General features: G+C 34.9%; 20 protein-coding genes. 3 read left to right on the top strand and 17 right to left on the bottom strand.

Annotated elements, in window-relative coordinates:
- Nucleotides 1–72: 72 nt before the first annotated feature.
- On the top strand, nt 73–768 hold the full coding sequence (locus ACPLVF_RS02570; RefSeq protein WP_424906265.1) for a YjbE family putative metal transport protein: 696 nt from the start codon (nt 73–75) through the stop codon (nt 766–768).
- Between the two features lie 28 nt (nt 769–796).
- Here ACPLVF_RS02570 and leuS read toward each other — a convergent pair whose 3' ends face one another.
- The 13 genes from leuS to ACPLVF_RS02635 all read right to left on the bottom strand — a co-directional run bounded on the left by leuS (nt 797) and on the right by ACPLVF_RS02635 (nt 11,615).
- Nucleotides 797–3,244: a leucine--tRNA ligase gene (leuS, locus tag ACPLVF_RS02575; protein WP_424906266.1), complete on the bottom strand. Its 2,448-nt coding sequence runs from the start codon at nt 3,242–3,244 to the stop codon at nt 797–799.
- 245 nt (nt 3,245–3,489) lie between these two features.
- Nucleotides 3,490–3,867 carry a ribosome silencing factor gene (gene rsfS / locus ACPLVF_RS02580; protein WP_424906267.1) on the bottom strand — a complete coding sequence of 126 codons (378 nt, stop codon included), beginning with the start codon at nt 3,865–3,867 and terminating at the stop codon, nt 3,490–3,492.
- 28 nt (nt 3,868–3,895) lie between these two features.
- Nucleotides 3,896–5,074 (bottom strand): LCP family protein, encoded by a 1,179-nt coding sequence (locus tag ACPLVF_RS02585; protein ID WP_424906268.1) that lies wholly within the window; start codon nt 5,072–5,074, stop codon nt 3,896–3,898.
- Complete coding sequence (gene yqeK / locus ACPLVF_RS02590; protein WP_424906347.1) at nt 5,071–5,655, bottom strand: bis(5'-nucleosyl)-tetraphosphatase (symmetrical) YqeK; 585 nt, start codon at nt 5,653–5,655, stop codon at nt 5,071–5,073. The genes ACPLVF_RS02585 and yqeK overlap by 4 nt, the downstream gene beginning before the upstream one ends.
- A gap of 7 nt (nt 5,656–5,662) precedes the next feature.
- Complete coding sequence (nadD, locus tag ACPLVF_RS02595; RefSeq protein ID WP_424906348.1) at nt 5,663–6,250, bottom strand: nicotinate-nucleotide adenylyltransferase; 588 nt, start codon at nt 6,248–6,250, stop codon at nt 5,663–5,665.
- Nucleotides 6,251–6,291: 41 nt separating this feature from the next.
- On the bottom strand, nt 6,292–7,572 hold the full coding sequence (gene obgE, locus ACPLVF_RS02600) for a GTPase ObgE (protein WP_424906269.1): 1,281 nt from the start codon (nt 7,570–7,572) through the stop codon (nt 6,292–6,294).
- A 95-nt stretch (nt 7,573–7,667) separates the two neighbouring features.
- Nucleotides 7,668–8,063: a Spo0B domain-containing protein gene (locus ACPLVF_RS02605; RefSeq protein WP_424906270.1), complete on the bottom strand. Its 396-nt coding sequence runs from the start codon at nt 8,061–8,063 to the stop codon at nt 7,668–7,670.
- A gap of 259 nt (nt 8,064–8,322) precedes the next feature.
- Nucleotides 8,323–8,607: a 50S ribosomal protein L27 gene (gene rpmA, locus ACPLVF_RS02610; RefSeq protein ID WP_424906271.1), complete on the bottom strand. Its 285-nt coding sequence runs from the start codon at nt 8,605–8,607 to the stop codon at nt 8,323–8,325.
- A 16-nt stretch (nt 8,608–8,623) separates the two neighbouring features.
- On the bottom strand, nt 8,624–8,959 hold the full coding sequence (locus ACPLVF_RS02615; protein WP_424906272.1) for a ribosomal-processing cysteine protease Prp: 336 nt from the start codon (nt 8,957–8,959) through the stop codon (nt 8,624–8,626).
- A gap of 6 nt (nt 8,960–8,965) precedes the next feature.
- Complete coding sequence (rplU, locus tag ACPLVF_RS02620) at nt 8,966–9,277, bottom strand: 50S ribosomal protein L21 (protein WP_424906273.1); 312 nt, start codon at nt 9,275–9,277, stop codon at nt 8,966–8,968.
- Nucleotides 9,278–9,427: 150 nt separating this feature from the next.
- Nucleotides 9,428–9,673, bottom strand: a complete 246-nt coding sequence (locus tag ACPLVF_RS02625) for a hypothetical protein (protein WP_424906274.1) — start codon at nt 9,671–9,673, stop codon at nt 9,428–9,430.
- Between the two features lie 78 nt (nt 9,674–9,751).
- Nucleotides 9,752–11,101: a germination protein YpeB gene (gene ypeB, locus ACPLVF_RS02630; RefSeq protein ID WP_424906275.1), complete on the bottom strand. Its 1,350-nt coding sequence runs from the start codon at nt 11,099–11,101 to the stop codon at nt 9,752–9,754.
- 13 nt (nt 11,102–11,114) lie between these two features.
- Complete coding sequence (locus tag ACPLVF_RS02635; RefSeq protein ID WP_424906276.1) at nt 11,115–11,615, bottom strand: cell wall hydrolase; 501 nt, start codon at nt 11,613–11,615, stop codon at nt 11,115–11,117.
- 280 nt (nt 11,616–11,895) lie between these two features.
- Here ACPLVF_RS02635 and ACPLVF_RS02640 point away from each other — a divergent pair, with 280 nt between their 5' ends.
- Nucleotides 11,896–12,105, top strand: coding sequence for a hypothetical protein (locus ACPLVF_RS02640; protein ID WP_424906277.1), 210 nt, complete (start codon nt 11,896–11,898; stop codon nt 12,103–12,105).
- A gap of 112 nt (nt 12,106–12,217) precedes the next feature.
- Entirely contained in the window at nt 12,218–12,571 is a 354-nt protein-coding gene (locus ACPLVF_RS02645; RefSeq protein WP_424906278.1) for a hypothetical protein, read from the top strand.
- A gap of 129 nt (nt 12,572–12,700) precedes the next feature.
- On the opposite strand, the gene ACPLVF_RS02650 is transcribed toward ACPLVF_RS02645, so the two are convergent.
- Genes ACPLVF_RS02650 through ACPLVF_RS02665 form a run of 4 tightly spaced genes read right to left on the bottom strand, consistent with a single transcriptional unit; the run spans nt 12,701 to nt 16,812 of the window.
- Nucleotides 12,701–13,978: an Rne/Rng family ribonuclease gene (locus ACPLVF_RS02650; RefSeq protein ID WP_424906279.1), complete on the bottom strand. Its 1,278-nt coding sequence runs from the start codon at nt 13,976–13,978 to the stop codon at nt 12,701–12,703.
- A 20-nt stretch (nt 13,979–13,998) separates the two neighbouring features.
- Nucleotides 13,999–14,670 carry a TIGR03936 family radical SAM-associated protein gene (locus ACPLVF_RS02655; RefSeq protein ID WP_424906280.1) on the bottom strand — a complete coding sequence of 224 codons (672 nt, stop codon included), beginning with the start codon at nt 14,668–14,670 and terminating at the stop codon, nt 13,999–14,001.
- Nucleotides 14,660–16,504: a TIGR03960 family B12-binding radical SAM protein gene (locus ACPLVF_RS02660; protein ID WP_424906281.1), complete on the bottom strand. Its 1,845-nt coding sequence runs from the start codon at nt 16,502–16,504 to the stop codon at nt 14,660–14,662. The genes ACPLVF_RS02655 and ACPLVF_RS02660 overlap by 11 nt, the downstream gene beginning before the upstream one ends.
- Before the next feature lie 41 nt (nt 16,505–16,545).
- The gene (locus tag ACPLVF_RS02665; protein WP_424906282.1) at nt 16,546–16,812 is read right to left on the bottom strand and encodes a hypothetical protein; all 267 of its coding nucleotides are present in this window, start codon (nt 16,810–16,812) and stop codon (nt 16,546–16,548) included.
- Nucleotides 16,813–16,841: the final 29 nt, after the last annotated feature.

Below are 16,841 nucleotides of genomic sequence, written 5' to 3' on the forward strand. Positions count from 1 at the left end.
GTATTATAACAAATATGGATGTAAGATGTATACGGATTTAAAAAAATTTCAATATAAATGGGGGTCATCATTATGCACACTTTTTCTACAATACTTAGCGGTGTTTTGCAAATTCTACTTTTAAATCTGGTTTTAAGCGGTGACAACATAGGTGTAATAGCTCTTTCCGTAAAGGATTTGCCTGAAAAATTTGCAAAGAAAGCAAGCATTATTGGCATATCAGCTGCTATCTTTTTAAGAATTATATTTACTCTACTTGCATCTTATATCCTGCTCATAGAATGGCTCCCCATAAAACTCTTTGCAGGTCTTTTACTTTTAAAAATTACATACGATCTTATAAAACCTTCACCACAAATTGAAGACAATAAAGATAATATTACAATAAAATCTACCGATAAATTTGGAAAAGCACTATTAAACATAATATTAGCTGACATCAGCATGAGCCTTGATAATGTACTGGCGATAGCAAGTGCCGCAAATAACAACTATCTCTTAATAATTTTTGGGCTTATCATTTCAATTCCCATTATCCTATTTGGCAGCAACTTTGTAGCAAATCTTATGAGGAAATACCAAATTGTCATTTATATAGGAGGGGCTATATTAGCAAAGACAGCTTGCCAGATGATTTTAGAGGACAAATTTATTTTACCACATATTCCTCATATTTTAGAAACTATGCTACCGCTTTTTTTGGCTTTTCTAATCATAGGTTATGGTATGTATATTAATTCTACCTTATTAAGAAGAGGAAACGAATAAAAATAAAGTTGGGTTAAACCCAACCTTTTTATTTTATAACTATATTTACTAATTTTTGAGGTATAGTAATTATTTTTACAATTTCCTTATTTTCTATATAAGACATTACTTTTTCATTGCTTAAAGCTTTTGATTTGAGCTCATCCTCAGAAATATCTGCCGGAACTACTAGTTTTGCCCTTACCTTTCCGTTTATCTGAACTACAACCTCAACTTCTTCTTCCAAAATAGCCTCCTCATCGTATTTGGGCCATGGCATTAAATGAATACTACCCTTATTTCCTATCCTTTCCCATAATTCCTCAGTAATATGTGGCGCAAAGGGTGCGAGCATCAATAATAGGTTTTCAACTGCCTCTTTGATTACCTTCCCTGAAATTTCCTCTTTAACTGCAATAAGCCCATTGACCATTTCCATTATCGCGCTTATAGCAGTATTAAAATTGAACCTTTCTTCAATATCTGTTGTAACCTTCTTTATGGTTTTATGAATTAAACGGCGTGCATCTTTGTCTGCCTTTTCATTTTTTAAAGGTTCACTAAACCTTTCGCGAAGTTCTTCAACAAGCCTCCATACCCTTGAAAGGAATCTAAAACATCCCTCTACTCCTTGGTCACTCCATTCCAAATCCTTTTCCGGTGGCGAGGCAAAAAGTATAAAGAGTCTTGCCGTATCCGCACCGTATTTCTCTACTATTTCTTCAGGGCTGACTATATTACCGAGAGATTTTGACATTTTTGCACCATCTTTTAGCACCATACCCTGTGTTAAAAGATTTGTAAACGGTTCGTCTACATGCACTAAACCGGCATCCCGCATAACCTTATTGAAAAATCTGGAGTACATTAGATGCAGTATAGCGTGCTCCACTCCGCCTATATATTGGTCAACGGGCATCCAATACCTCAATTTATCTTGTTCAAAAGGCTTTTCATTATTTTTTGGATCGGTATATCTATAATAATACCAAGATGAACACATGAAAGTATCCATGGTATCCGTTTCCCTCTTAGCAGGGCCATTACACTTAGGGCAGGTGGTATTTAAAAACTCTTCACATTCTAGCAAAGGTGAAGTACCTTTAGGATTAAATTCCACATTTTCAGGAAGCAGTACAGGAAGCTGTTCTTCGGGTACAGGCACAATACCACATTTTTCGCAATATATAATTGGTATAGGCGCACCCCAGTACCTTTGCCTCGAAATGAGCCAATCTCTTAATTTATAATTTACAGTAATCTTCCCTATGCCTTTTTCTTCCATGTACTTTCCAATCTCTTTTATAGCTTTATCGCTTTGCATACCGGTAAACTGGCCAGAATTAACAAGCACCCCAATTTCAGTAAACGCCTTATCCATTTCCTCTACTTTTAATTCCCCTTCAAAGGGATTTATTACTACTTTAATAGGAAGGTTATATTTTTTAGCAAACTCAAAATCCCTTTGGTCGTGAGCAGGAACGCCCATTACCGCACCGGTTCCATAATCCAGCAGGACATAATTTGCTATCCAAATGGGAATGCGCTCATTGTTAATGGGATTTATTGCATAAGCTCCTATAAAAAGCCCCTCTTTTTCTGTTTCCGTTGAAGTTCTTGTTATCTCGTTTAGCTTCTCCATTTTTTTCTGAAACTCTTTTACTTCCTTTTCAAAAGGAGTCCCTTCCGACAAAGCATTTACCAAGGGATGCTCGGGAGCAAGCACCAAATAAGTTACCCCGTAAATGGTATCAGGTCTGGTAGTAAATACTGGGATTTTATCCTTGGTTTTTTCAGCAGTAAAGTAAACCTCTACTCCTTCACTTTTACCTATCCAATTTTCCTGCATCACTTTTACCTTTTCTGGCCACCCTGGAAGTTTTTTCAAATCTTCCAATAACTCCTCAGCATATTTTGTAATTTTGAAAAACCATTGTTCAAGGTTCTTTTTTCCAACTTCGGTTCCACATCTTTCACATCTTCCATCAACAACCTGCTCGTTTGCAAGAACAGTCGCACAAGAAGGACACCAGTTTACATAAGCTTTCTTTCTGTAGGCTAGCCCCATTTCGTATAGCTTCAAAAAAAACCATTGAGTCCATTTATAATAATCAGGATGACAGGTAGCAACCTCCCTATCCCAATCATAACTTATACCTAATTCCTTTAACTGTTTTTTCATGTTTTTTATATTATCCCATGTCCATTTTGCAGGATGAATTTTATGCTTTATGGCTGCGTTCTCTGCAGGAAGGCCAAAGGCATCCCATCCCATTGGATGAAGTACATTAAACCCGTTCATTCTTTTATACCTTGCAACTACATCACCAATGGAATAGTTCCTTACATGACCCATATGTAATTTTCCTGAAGGATATGGAAACATTTCCAAACAATAATATTTTGGTTTTGTTTCATCTTCAAAAACCTTATAAATTCCCTGTTCTTCCCAAATTTTCTGCCATTTTTGTTCGATTCTTTTAAAATCGTAGTTCATAATATACCTCCTTCCATTGTATCCAAAATAAAAAGGCTTCTCCCTTGTTTAGGGGCGAGAAGCCTTTTCCTCGCGGTACCACCCTAATTGGCATAAGCCCGCTCTTTGCATTTTAACGCCTGCCGGCTTTCACCACAAGGCGAGTTCAAGGGCCTTCTCTCCGGATTCTCACCGCACCTCCGGTCTCTGTAAGAGAAAGCTACCTCTACTACTCCTTGCCTTAAGAAGAATATATTTCCTTATTTTTAGCTTATATTATATGAAAAATCTTCTTGGCTGTCAACATCAATGCTCACAGCATCAGCCCATAACCTCTCCAAGTCGTAATATTCCCTATCGGGCTCATTAAAAATATGGATTATAACATCTCCATAATCTAAAAGAACCCACCTTGCCTCTTTGTAACCTTCTTTACCTCTTAGAAAAATGCTATATAATGACAGCTTTTCCTCAACTTCATCAGCCAAAGCCCTCACGTGAATGGCATTATTCCCTGAAGCAATAACAAAAAAATCTGCCATTACTGTCAATCTACTTATATCCAAAATTACTATATCCTTCGCTTTTTTTTCATCAAGTATCTTAGCAGCTTGCAACGCGATTTCTTTAGGGATTTTATCCATTTTATTTTTTTCCCTCCAAATACGGTTGTTAATTATCTTTTATATCCTTCCCCAAAATAATCGTTGTAATATCATCCTTGCTATCTTCATCCTCTTTTATTACAGGATTATTTAAAATCTTCGCTATTTCCTTTGCATACTCTGGTTTTTCTTTCGGATAAAGTACAGTTGTAATGTCGTAGTCAAAACTATCGGCATTAGCAATTTTAACAACAGTAAATCCCATTGATTCCAATTTTTTCGCAATTTCAGAAGCTACCCCTGAATACCCGCTTCCATTTAAAACTGCAACTTTAATGCCGTTTTTATTGTAGCAAATTTCATCTATCAATTCTCTAACCTTATTTTCTTCCGGAATAAAATAGCTTACTCCACCGATATACTGACCCGAGCCAGGGAGGGTATAAGTTTCTATATCCTCTTCACTTAATTGTCTTGCAAAATTAGCAAGTTTTATCATATCCATTGGGCTCATATCTGTTTTTACATTTTCCTGAACGATCTCGATTAACTTTGGAATTTTAAAAATATTTGCAGGTTTCAGCAAAGCTTTAACAGTTGCCTTTACAAATTTTTGCTGGGCTTTTATCCTTGCTATGTCTCCCTCAGGATAATGCCTAAACCTTACAAATTGTTCTGCCTTTTCCCCGTCTAAAACTTGAAGCCCCGGTTTAAGGTCTATATGAAGATTGCCTGCATTATCGTCGTATTTCATTCTCCTCTCAATTTCTATTTCGACTCCTCCGATGGCGTCAACAATTTTTTTAAAACCCTCGTAATTTACCGTTACGTAATAATGCACAGGAACATTAAGGAGCTTACTAACCGTTTCAACAGCAAGCTTAGGACCGCCGAAAGCCATTGCAGCATTTATTTTTTGTACCCCTTCATTTGGTAAAACTACCCTTGTGTCTCTTGGTATAGAAAGGATATTAACTTTTTTATTTTTCAAATCTAAACTAAACAGCATCATAGTATCTGAACGATGTCTATTATGTTCTTCATCAGCACCAATTGTACCAGCGTCAAGTCCAAGGAGTAAAATATTCAAATGACCGTTTTTTTCAGCCTCTTCAAAAAACGAATCCTGCCCATTTGTGTTACTCTTGTTGCTAACTAAGTTCTTATAGGTAAAATAAAAACCGCTTCCAAACGAAAGCGCAAAAAACAAAACAACAAAAATCCCAATTTTAAAAAACCTCTTCATAATTCTCCCCTCTTGTTCCTCCGGTTTTTTAACAAACTATTTCTGGCTGCCACAGTTTTGGGATGAAGAAGCGAATTTTTTTCCAATACATACCTAATGGTAGAATTCAGCCCCTTTAAAACTCCTTCATCCAAATCATTAAATGTTGTCTCTCTAATATCTTCTACCCCCGGGAAATTTCTATTAGGTTCTATATAATCTGCAATATATATGATTTTATCCAGAAGACTCATATTTTCATCGCCTGTTGTGTGAATTTCTATAGCCCGAAGTATTTCTTTATCTTTTATGCCAAATTTTATTTCAACTATTTTTGCCCCTAAGGGGCCATGGATTAATACCTTTTCAGTCGCTGAAATATCATCTAACAGTATACCAAACTCAATAGCTAATTTCAACTGTTCCTCTTCAGGTATATCCTTTGCACAGTCATGAAGCAGCCCTGCAATTGCAGCTTTATTTTCAGATGCTCCATACTTTTTAGCAAGATTAATTGAAGTTTCCATAACTCCGATAGAATGAACATATCTTTCCTTGGACAATTCTTTTTGCAGAATACTTTTATACATCTCTAATTCCATCATAGGCTCACCTGTAAAGGTTATTCTTTATTATATAATACTCAACAGCTTCTGGTACTAAATATTTTATAGACTGACCGTTTTTTACTTTTTTTCTTATATCCGTAGAAGAAATAGCCATTCCTGTGACTTCCAATATAAAAATTTCCTTCCCGTATAGATTTTTTACCTCTTTTACCTTTCGTTCCAATTGTTCCGAAGTATAACCTGGCCTTGTAGCTGCAATAAAGGTGCAGTATTTTAGAACTTCCTCTACTTTTTTCCAGGTAAGTATATCAAGAATAGCATCTGCTCCGGAAATGAAAAAAAGTTCTACACTATCATCGTATTTCTCTCTAAACCATTTCAAGGTATCTACCGTATAGGTATAACCTTCTCTATCCACCTCGACCCGTGATACTTCAAAATAGGGATTGCTGTTTACTGCAAGTGCAGTCATAATGTATCTGTGCTCTGAATCCGTAACTTTATAATCCTTTTTGTGAGGTGGATTTCCCGCTGGAATAAAAATCACCTTTGAAAGATTAAAATTTATCCTCGCCTCTTCAGCTGCAACTAAATGTCCATAATGAATTGGGTCAAAGGTCCCTCCCATAAGCCCTATTTTAAGCTTTGTCAAATTTTTCCCTCCCAAAGCTATTCAAAATAGTAAAATTCTGCATCACCAATTTTAACAATATCTCCCTCTTTTATTCCTTTTTCTTTTAACATATCATCTATCCCCATTTTCTTCAAAGTTCGTTGTAATCTTTTTACCGCTGATTCGTTTTCTAAATCGGTCATAGCTACCAGTCTCTCTACAACCTTCCCCTTTACATAAAAAATGTTTCCGCCTTTTTCTACCCTTATATCTTCTGATTTTTTAAAAGTGTATCTTTTTACCTCTTCCTCTGGAACTTCAAAATGAATTTCTTTATCCTTTTCTCTATTTAGATATTCTACAATTTTATTTATCAAATCTTTAATCCCAAATCCGGTAGCGCCGGAAATGGGGAGAACTTCATAACCCTCTTTTGAAAGCCTTTCCAAAATTTTTGGGAAATTCTTTCGAGATTCCTCCAAATCCATTTTATTTACAGCAACAATTTGAGGCTTTTCTGTAAGTTTTATGCTAAATTGCTTTAATTCCTCGTTTATCTTATAAAACCCTTCTACAGGGTCAATTTCAAAGCCTGAGCCATCTATGACATGTACTAGAACCTTGGTTCTTTCAATATGCCTTAAAAAATCATGCCCAAGTCCTAACCCTTCATGAGCACCTTCAATAAGCCCAGGGATGTCTGCAACAACAAAACTTTTCCTTTCAGGTCCTAAATCCACAACTCCAAGGTTGGGAGTAAGAGTAGTAAAAGGATAATCAGCAATTTTGGGCCTTGCAGCTGTCATTCTCGAAAGCAGTGTCGACTTACCCACATTAGGAAATCCGATTAATCCCACATCTGCGAGAAGCTTCAATTCTAATATTATCCATTTTTCTTCCCCCGGTTCACCCTTTTCAGCAAAATCCGGTGCTTGATTTACCGATGATACAAAACGTGCATTCCCTCTGCCTCCACGGCCGCCTTTTGCAACAATAAACCTCTGACCCGGTTCCACCAAATCTGCCAATATCTCAAGGGTTTCAGCATCTTTAACAATGGTCCCAGGGGGTACTTTTATTACAAGATCCTCGCCATTTTTCCCTGCTTTATTTGAGCCCTGACCATGTTCTCCTTTTTCTGCCTTATAGTGAATCTTGTATTTAAAATCTTGTAAAGTTGAAAGGTTTGGATCTACTTCAAGCACAACATCTCCGCCTTTGCCTCCATCACCGCCGCTTGGGCCTCCTCGAGGTACATATTTTTCTCTTCTGAAGGCAACAACTCCATTCCCGCCGTCTCCACCTTTAACATAGATTTTTGCTACATCTACAAACATAAAAACCACCTTATTAGCATTTTTTTAAATTTTTCCCGACTACTAAAATATATATTCAAAACAAATAATTTTCAAGGTATTTGTGATTAAAAATATCATATTTTATTGATTTTTATATGCCTTTCTCCTATTGTAATCAAAATTTGTTTTTCCTCATCGCTATTAGCTTCATTTATAATTTTTTTAATTTGCTCTTTTATATTATTTGCTATGCTCTTATTTATTTTAATTTTGTCGAATTCCTCCAATATTTCCAGGGAAATATTTGTCCGATTTTGTTTAGCAAAAAAATAAATATCCAAAAGGCAATCGAGCAGATAATAATCCTTTATTTTCATCAAATTGCTTATAAAATTGTAATTTTTGTTATTGATTATGTATTCAATGATTTTCTGGTACTTGCCCATTTGGGCATAGCCGTAAATCAACTGATAGTCATTATTAATATCGTGTTTAACCATTCTTAATAATAAAATAAGTTTTTTTATCAATTCTCTGGTAAACCTTTTTGTTTTAATATGTAATGAAAGTAATATTAAAGAGAACAAGGAAAAAACTATAAAAAAAGGAAAGATTTTTTCATTATTAATAAACATAAAATTATCCAACTAGATCTTCCCTTCGCAATATTTTTAGTATACAGATTTTTATTTCAATATTATGATTCTACAAAAATCTTTAAATTCCTTTGAATTCCTTTATAAAAAATTAATAAAAATTAAGTGTAAAGCAGAAAAAATAAAGCTCCTCTTAGCTGAGGAGCTGAACTTCAGGGTATACATTTACGACTTTCTTGTCCTTGCCTTTTGTCTCGAATTTTACATAACCATCAATTTTTGCAAATATTGTATAATCACGCCCTAATCCTGTATTTACACCTGGATAAATCTTTGTCCCTCTTTGACGTACAAGAACGCTACCTGCCCTGACAAATTGTCCATCAAATCTCTTTACGCCAAGCCTTTTTGATTCACTGTCTCTCCCGTTTCTTGTGCTACCAACACCCTTTTTATGAGCAAATAACTGCAGGTTCATTTATAACACCTCCTTACTAATGCTCTTCCCTGCAAACGAAATTAACATATTTCGGATAGGTTTTTGCTATATCTTCGAGTCCCATCGCTGTAGTCTGCAGTATTATATCAGCTTTGTACCTACTCTCCTTGGAAATATCTTTTGGTATTTCTATACTTAAATAACCTTCTTTTTTTGTTGAGTTTGTATTTATCAAAGCAATTTTCTCAATACCAAGGATAGCAGTTTCGCCTAAGGCTGAAACTGCAGCACAAATTATATCTTTGCCGTAATCTGCATACCCTGCGTGGCCTTTTATTTCTAATTTTGTAATACTTCCTTCTTTGTCCTTCCAAACTGTTATCTTTACCATATCTAATTAAAACTCGATTTTTTCAATCTTGACTTCAGTAAACGGTTGGCGATGCCCCTTCTTTTTACGATAGTTTTTCTTGGGCTTATACTTGAAAACTATTATCTTTTCGCCCTTCCCGTGCTTTAAAATAGTAGCCTTTACCTTTGCATTTTCAACAAAAGGCTTTCCTACTATTAGTTCTCCTTCTTTTGAGATAGCCAAAACCTTATCAAATTCTACTGCTTCTCCCTCTCCAGCACTTAACTTCTCAATGCGGATTACATCGCCCTCGGAAACTTTGTACTGTTTACCGCCGGTCTCTAATATTGCATACATTTTATATCCTCCTCCCTTGACTCTCGCCGAAGCAAGGTAATATTTTTAGACCCGCCTCGTGCGGTGGCCGGCGCACAAAACCACGTTCATATTTTAGCAACTTTTTATTCCCTTGTCAACTTAAATAGCACATCCATAATTTTCTATATCTTACGGGAAACGCCATACAAGGGGTTTTAATTTTTCCTGTTTTTTTTCTAATAATACCTCTTTTTTTTCTTCAAATTTTATTACTTTTTGCTCATTTTCCCTTCTTTCTTCTTTTCCATCGGTGTCCTCCATCCTCTTTTCCTTGTCTTTATCCAAAGGATATTTACTTAAAAAAACACTTATCCCTAATATATTAGACAGTAGCAATAGGTAGACCATTGTATTTTTTTCAATTTTCGATTCCATAATACCCCCACCCTAATATAACATTCTCAAATCTATTCTATTCTCGCTAATATTAATAATTTCCTAATTTTTTCTTTACTACATCGTCATAGTGCCTTTTTCAGTCTCCACGACCTTCAAAATCTGCTCTTCGGTGCCATCCAATGCATTAATGTAGATAAAATATCTATCAGCTCCTAACTTAGCATCAACTTCATAACAGAACTTTTCTTTTAAAGATGGGTCAGGAATAATAACCTTCCTTATTCTCTTTACACTGAGCCTTGAATTAATCCTTTTTAAAACATCCTCTTTGCTCAACTTAGGAGCAGGAATGACCCTCTCCATGTGATTGGTATAATAACCCATCGCATCAAAACCCACTACTTCTCCATTGTCCAAAGCCACTTCAACTTTTATAAAATCGGGATATATAATTACATCCTTTTGTTTTTTTGCAAAAGTAATAACGCAGGTCCCATCTTCCGTTAAAGAACCCGTTGCCTCAAAATCCTTAAAGCCTCTTTTCTCTAAAAACAACCTGCTTTTATTCACGGCATCCTGAACAGTAAGCTTCGAGCTACCAATATCCCTTGTATTTAAAAACCACACAACATGCCCGCCCTTTTGGCTCACATCTATTATAATAGCAGGGGAATTTTGTCCGGGCTTTGAAAAGCTTAAAGAATAAGCCGGTATATTCCCTTTAGCTGTTCCATAAAGGGAAATATCGTATTTTATATTTTGAGGATTATCTATAAAACTTCCTGCAATTTTTATTGCTTCATCGCTATTTATTAAGGGTCCTGTTAAACCTTTTGGAACAATATTTTCTACATGATCAGAAAAAGGCCCATCATAGGTTATTGAAGGTGCTTCTTCTTTTAATTTTTGGTCCAGTTTTAAAAATTTATCAGCCATCCCTGCAGTTAAATTCTTTCCAATACCTAAAGCAAATCTTTTGCCTTCCCAATTTATCCTTCCTTGTGCTACATCATCCTGCAATTCTCTTAACTTTTTATTTAAATCCTGTGTCGTATCCCTGAATTTCTGAATTTTATCCCAATCCTCTTTTTTTATTTCCATACCATTTAAAGCTTTTTTAGCCAAGGAATAAGCAAAATCACCCATTTGTGCAAAATATTTTTGTGTATAAGTTAGATCCCTATCACCTAAAGGAAGGGAAGCAATACTATCCCTTGCGCTTTCTGCCTGATGCCATATGCTCAAAAAAGTTACAATTCTCTGCTGGTTAGAAGAAGTAACCATGCTTTTGGATAAAAGCAGATTCAAATTATTTACCTGTTCCAATAAATTAAAGAAGCCCTTCTGATAACTGGCTTCCAATAAATTTTGCGCCTCAGTCACCCTGCTTTGCATCACTAAAAAAACAAGTACAAAAACTAAAACTAAAAATACACCTGCTGCCCATGGTAGATATTTTCTCAAATTAATCACCTCCTTACCTTCCGAATACATGCCTACCTATTTGAACAATTATCTTCCTTGTCCAGATCCATGGACTTACAACTTTATAAGGATTCCAAAAAAACAAACTGCCATAGGTGGGATCAAAACCGTTCAAAGCATCCCTTGCCGCATTAAAATTGGTCCTTGAGGGATATACAGCCCAAATCTGTCCATTGGAAACCGATTCGAAAGCCCGGGGTTGAAAAATAACTCCAGGGATGGAATTTGGAAACTTTGGACTTTTTACACGATTAATAACAACCGCTGCCACACCTACCTGCCCCCTATAAGGCTCTCCTCGGGCTTCTCCCGATACAAGGCGAGCCAAAAGCACATAATCACTGCTCCTAACCGTCACGAGAGCATTTTTTTGGGAATATATTTCCTTTGAAAAAACACTATCTTCTTCTTTGTAAACTAAAAAATATAAGGATACAACAGCTATTATCAAAGCAAGCGAAATTATAATCAAGGTATTTTTATTAACTTTCATGCTGTCCCCTCCCTTTTATACATTTTTCATCTCTAATTATTTTTCTTAAAAATGATAATCTTTATTCTCACCTTTTAACATCAAAGGAACATATTATATTTTTAGAATCAATGTTTTTATTAAATAAAAGAGGGTGAACATTATATGGAAGAAAGCAATAAAAATAAATCTCATTCAACAAATCCTTTTATTTTGTTTTTAATACTTATACTTTTAATAAAATCCTTTGAAACTGCCGGATTTTTTAATAAAAACTGAAAAGAAAAGCGGAGGGATATTCTTGAAAATTTTAAATATAAAAGATGAGGAGATAAATCTTTTGCAAGCCTTAAAGCCCTTTTTAAATTCTAAAGCACAAGAGATGGTTGAGTTAGTTACTGTAGTTTTAAACATATTTAAACCCGAAGAACCCGATGTCCCTATTAATATTCAGGCTTTAAATACTTTATTGTCGATGGTAGATGAAAAAAAGGAATCTCAAAGTTCATGAAATTTTATTCAAAGGGCAATTTTGCCCTTTTTTATTATTCTATTTGCCCTAAAATATGCATAAAAATTATATAAAATACTATTTAATTAATGATTTTTTGGGGGGAACAGCTTTGCAAAACAATGAAAATGAAAATTATGGTATCAATCTTGCAAACCTTGTCATGGAAATAATCCAGGGCAAAAGGGGATATAGCCTCAATGAAATAATAAGCTTAATTGCCCTTACCAATCTCCTCGGTATCATTAGTTTCATGAATAATCAAGATATTAGGCTTGAAGTAAAAAATACAAAAGGCTCCTTTGATATTAAAGATTTGGCTGCAGTACTGTTAAGCAACCTTCCCGGCAGCCAGGATAAAAAAATAAATCCTGCTGTTTTACTTAATCTTGTAAAAGCGCTTTCTTCCGATTCACCCAGCGAAAATAAAAGCCAAAAAAATGAGAATGAAAATAAAAATAATTAAAGAAGGGCCGATTTTACGGCCCTTTAATTTTTTAGAAATTATCTCCCAACAGTAATAAAATGAGAATCAGGAAAATCACAAATGCCTTCCTATCCATAAAGTTCCCTCCTTGCTTTATTGCTAATAACATCATATGCACGGAGGGCAATTTTGGTTACTGTAGGAAATTATTTTGCCACTGCCTTCGCAATACGGACAGACCTTGCCGAGTATTTCATAAATACTCTGCCTTATTTTTTTCCTTGTTACCTCAACCAGCCCTAAAGCTGTAATATCCAATATCTGAGTTTTTGTTCTGTCTTTTTTAAATTGAGCGTCCAAATACTCCAAGACCTTTCTTTTGTGTTCTTCCGATGCCATATCGATAAAGTCTATAAGGATAATTCCTCCTATATCCCTTAATCTAATCTGTTTTGCAATCTCTTTAGCTGCTTCCAGATTAGTAGTCAACACCGTATCTTCTAAATCAACACTCCCTATGTATTTGCCGGTATTAACGTCAATTACTGTCAAAGCTTCAGTCTTATCAATTACTATATATCCACCAGATTTTAACCAGACCTTCTTGGATAAAGCTTTTTCAATTTCCTTTTCTATATTAAAATATTTAAAAAGATCCAACCTGTTTTCATAAAATACTACTTTTTCTTTAAATTCAGGAGCGATATTTTTACAATAATCTATAATTTTTTCATAAGCCTCTTTTTCATTTACGTGAAATTTTGCAACTTCATTGGTAAAAATGTCTCTTGCAATCCTTAATAAAAAATCCATATCCTTGTAAATAAGAGCAGGGCTCTTCAAATCCTTTGCACTTTTTTTTATATCTTCCCATAATCTTATTAAATACTTTAAATCCTCTTCAAGTTCTTCTTTTGTACAGGCTTCTGCAGCTGTTCTTATTATTATTCCATAAGGCGGTACCTTTATGTCATTGACTATGGTTTTAAGCCTTTCCCTTTCCTTTTCATCTTCAATTCTTCTTGAAATCCCTATATTGTCAACAAGGGGCATTAGAACTAAAAACCTTCCTGCAAGGGTAATATTCGTAGTAACTCTGGCTCCTTTAGTCCCCATGGGGTCTTTGATTACCTGCACAACCACATCTTGCCCCGGCTTTAGCATTTCATTTATTGAAAAAGCATCGACTTTTTCAAAGATTTCTCCGTCATCCACCATATCCCTTTTTATATCTCCAACATATAAAAAGGCATTTTTGTCAAGTCCAATATTGATAAAAGCCGCCTGCATTCCCTTTAATACATTTGCTACTCTACCCTTATAAATATTTCCGACAATACTCTCATTCAATCGCTTTTCTATATAAAGTTCTACGAGTTCCCCGTCTTCTACTACGCCAACCTTAATTAGCTCTTTACCTATATCTGCTACTATCTCCTTTGGCATACCTTCAACTCCCCGTTATTCTACATAGGAAAAATCCTTTTCCCATTTTCTTCAAAAAAAGTCTCATTTCGATGAATATAAACTGTTGCTTCCCCAATATTTTCTACTATTAATGGAATGATCATAAAAGGATTTGCGCTGCCTCCCTGACCAGTGCTTAATTCCATTACTATTTGCGCTTGAGTCAGCTTAAATTCTTCCAAAAAAATACCATGTATTAAAGGTGCTATGTTTACCAATTTTTCTTCTTCATGAGTCTTTTTCTTTACATAAATTTCCTCGCTTTTTTTTATTCCTTCAATTGCTTTTTCCAGAGCTTCTTTTCCAATATTGTTTTCATAAAAAAGTTCAACGGTAAAAATCGATCTATTCAATTTATGAAGGGGTATTAACCCATTTTTCTGTCTAACGTGTAAAACCCTTAACCCTTCTGGAAGTACATTGTTCAATTGTCTTTTTAAAAATTCTTCAGGTAGTATTTCTTCAAACTCTACATCCAAATATTCCGCATCGCTTGTAATACCTACAGCTAATGCAGGGCCATAGATAATAATAGGTTTTTTGTTGTAACCTTGAGAATACTTTACCTTAAGTTTTGCCCTTCTTAAAGCTCTCTCAATAGTCCTTGCAAAATCCAACTGAGAAATGTATTTAACTTCCCTTCCCTTAGATAATCTAAATCTATACTCCACACTTTATCCCCTTCCCTAATTTCAAAATACCGCAGTTGTTACAGCGATTATATCGGCAATCGGGCGTAAAAACTGCTTCAAAGGCCCTTTCTCTTTCCTTTAATAAAAATTCCCTCTCAATTCCCGGATCTATAATTTCCCACGGGAAATATTCATCTTCCTTCCTTTTTCTTAAAGCATAAAACTCAGGGTCAACCTTTGCTTCTTTAAAAGCTTCCATCCATTTGTTGAAAGAAAATAATTCATTCCATCCATCGAATTTGCATCCTTTTTCATGAGCTTTAAAGAGCACTTCTCCGAGTCTCCTGTCTCCCCTTGAGAACACTGCCTCTAAAAAACTTAGATACCTATCATGCCAATTGTAATTTATTCCAGGTCCCTTTAAAATTTTCTTTAAAAAATTTTGACGTCTTTCCATCTCATCCAAGGAAATTTGCGGTTCCCATTGGAATGGGGTAAAAGGCTTAGGTACAAATACTGAAGTGCTAATCGTAACTTGCAAACCTTTAGCAGTTCCCTTTATTTTTTTGTATTCATTAACCACCTCTTTTGCCAAGTCCGCAATTCCTTCTAAGTCTTCATAAGTTTCTGTAGGAAGGCCTATCATAAAATAAAGTTTTACATTATTCCAACCTGCTAAAAATGCTCCCCTGACGGAACAGATTAAATCCTCCTTGGTTACACCTTTATTTATCACATTTCTCAGTCTTTGTGTACCCGCTTCAGGTGCAAAAGTAAGGCCGCTTTTTTTAATTTCCTGAATCTTTTTTGCAATATCCAATGTAAAAGAATCGATTCTTAAAGACGGCAATGAAATGCCCACTGCACAGTTCCTGAATTCATCTGTTAAAATCTCCACCAATTCTTTTAAAGCCGAATAATCGCTGGTACTCAAAGAAGCCAAGGATATTTCTTCATATCCGGTATTATCTATGATCTCCTTTGCCAAACTTTTTAGTCTTTCAACGCTCTTTTCCCTGACCGGCCTATAAATCATACCGGCCTGGCAAAATCTACACCCTCTCGTACAACCCCTGAAAATCTCGAGCACCGCCCTGTCGTGTACAATATCCATATACGGCACAATAAATTTTGTGGGATAAAAAACACGATCTAAATCCTTTACAATCCTTTTTTTGATTCTTTTAGGAAGTGTATCATATAGGGGTTTAATTTCCTTTAAAGTGCCATCATCATTATATAAAGGTTTGTACAAACTCGGGACATAAATACCTTCTATCTGTGCCAATTTTAGCAAAAATTCCTGTCTATTAAAGTTTTTAACCTTGCATTCCAAATATAAATCTATTATATCATGAATAACCTCTTCCGCTTCTCCTATCACGAAAAAATCTATTATATCAGATAAGGGTTCTGGATTATAAGCACACGGCCCACCAGCCATTATAATAGGATGATTGTCGCTTCTGTCTTTTGCCCTCAAGGGTATATGGGAAAGTTCAAGCATGTTTAAAACATTAGAATAGCTCATTTCGTATTGTAAAGAAAATCCTACAAAGTCAAATTCCTTTAAAGGAGTTTTACTTTCCAAACTAAAAAGGGGGATATTTTTACTTCGCATTATTTCTTCAAAATCTATCCATGGTGCAAAAACCCTTTCAGCAAAAACATCATCCCTATTATTTAATATGTGATAAAGAATCTTCAACCCTAAATGTGACATGCCTACTTCGTATAAATCTGGAAATGCAAGGGCAACCCTTACTTTAAACTCTCCCTCATTTTTTTTTATACTGTTCAATTCATTTCCAATGTACCTTGTAGGTTTTGAGACCTTATGTAGAACTTTATCCAAAGTATTTTCTAAGTTCAATTTCAATTCTCCTCCTGTTATACCGTTTCTTATTTAACTTTTTATATTTGCCCTATTTTTAAGTCTAACCCTTTTTTTATTATGTTGTCAAATATTTCCGATTCGGTCAAGAATTTTTTTATCTTTCCTTGACTATCAATAACTACAAAAATTATATAATTTTTTGGATCCGCTATTTTAATAACATCTTTTAATGGAAAATCTTCTAAAACCGCAACGCATTTTGCTTTCGAAAATCCAATTGTATTAATTTTTGTTTTGATATTAAAAAAATCAAAAATAATCCTAAAGGGCATTTCTTTTTTCACTTTTATAGCCTCAAAGAGCAAAAAAATAC

This window comes from Thermovenabulum sp. (assembly GCF_049701175.1).
Lineage (GTDB): Bacteria > Bacillota > Thermosediminibacteria > Thermosediminibacterales > Thermosediminibacteraceae > Thermovenabulum.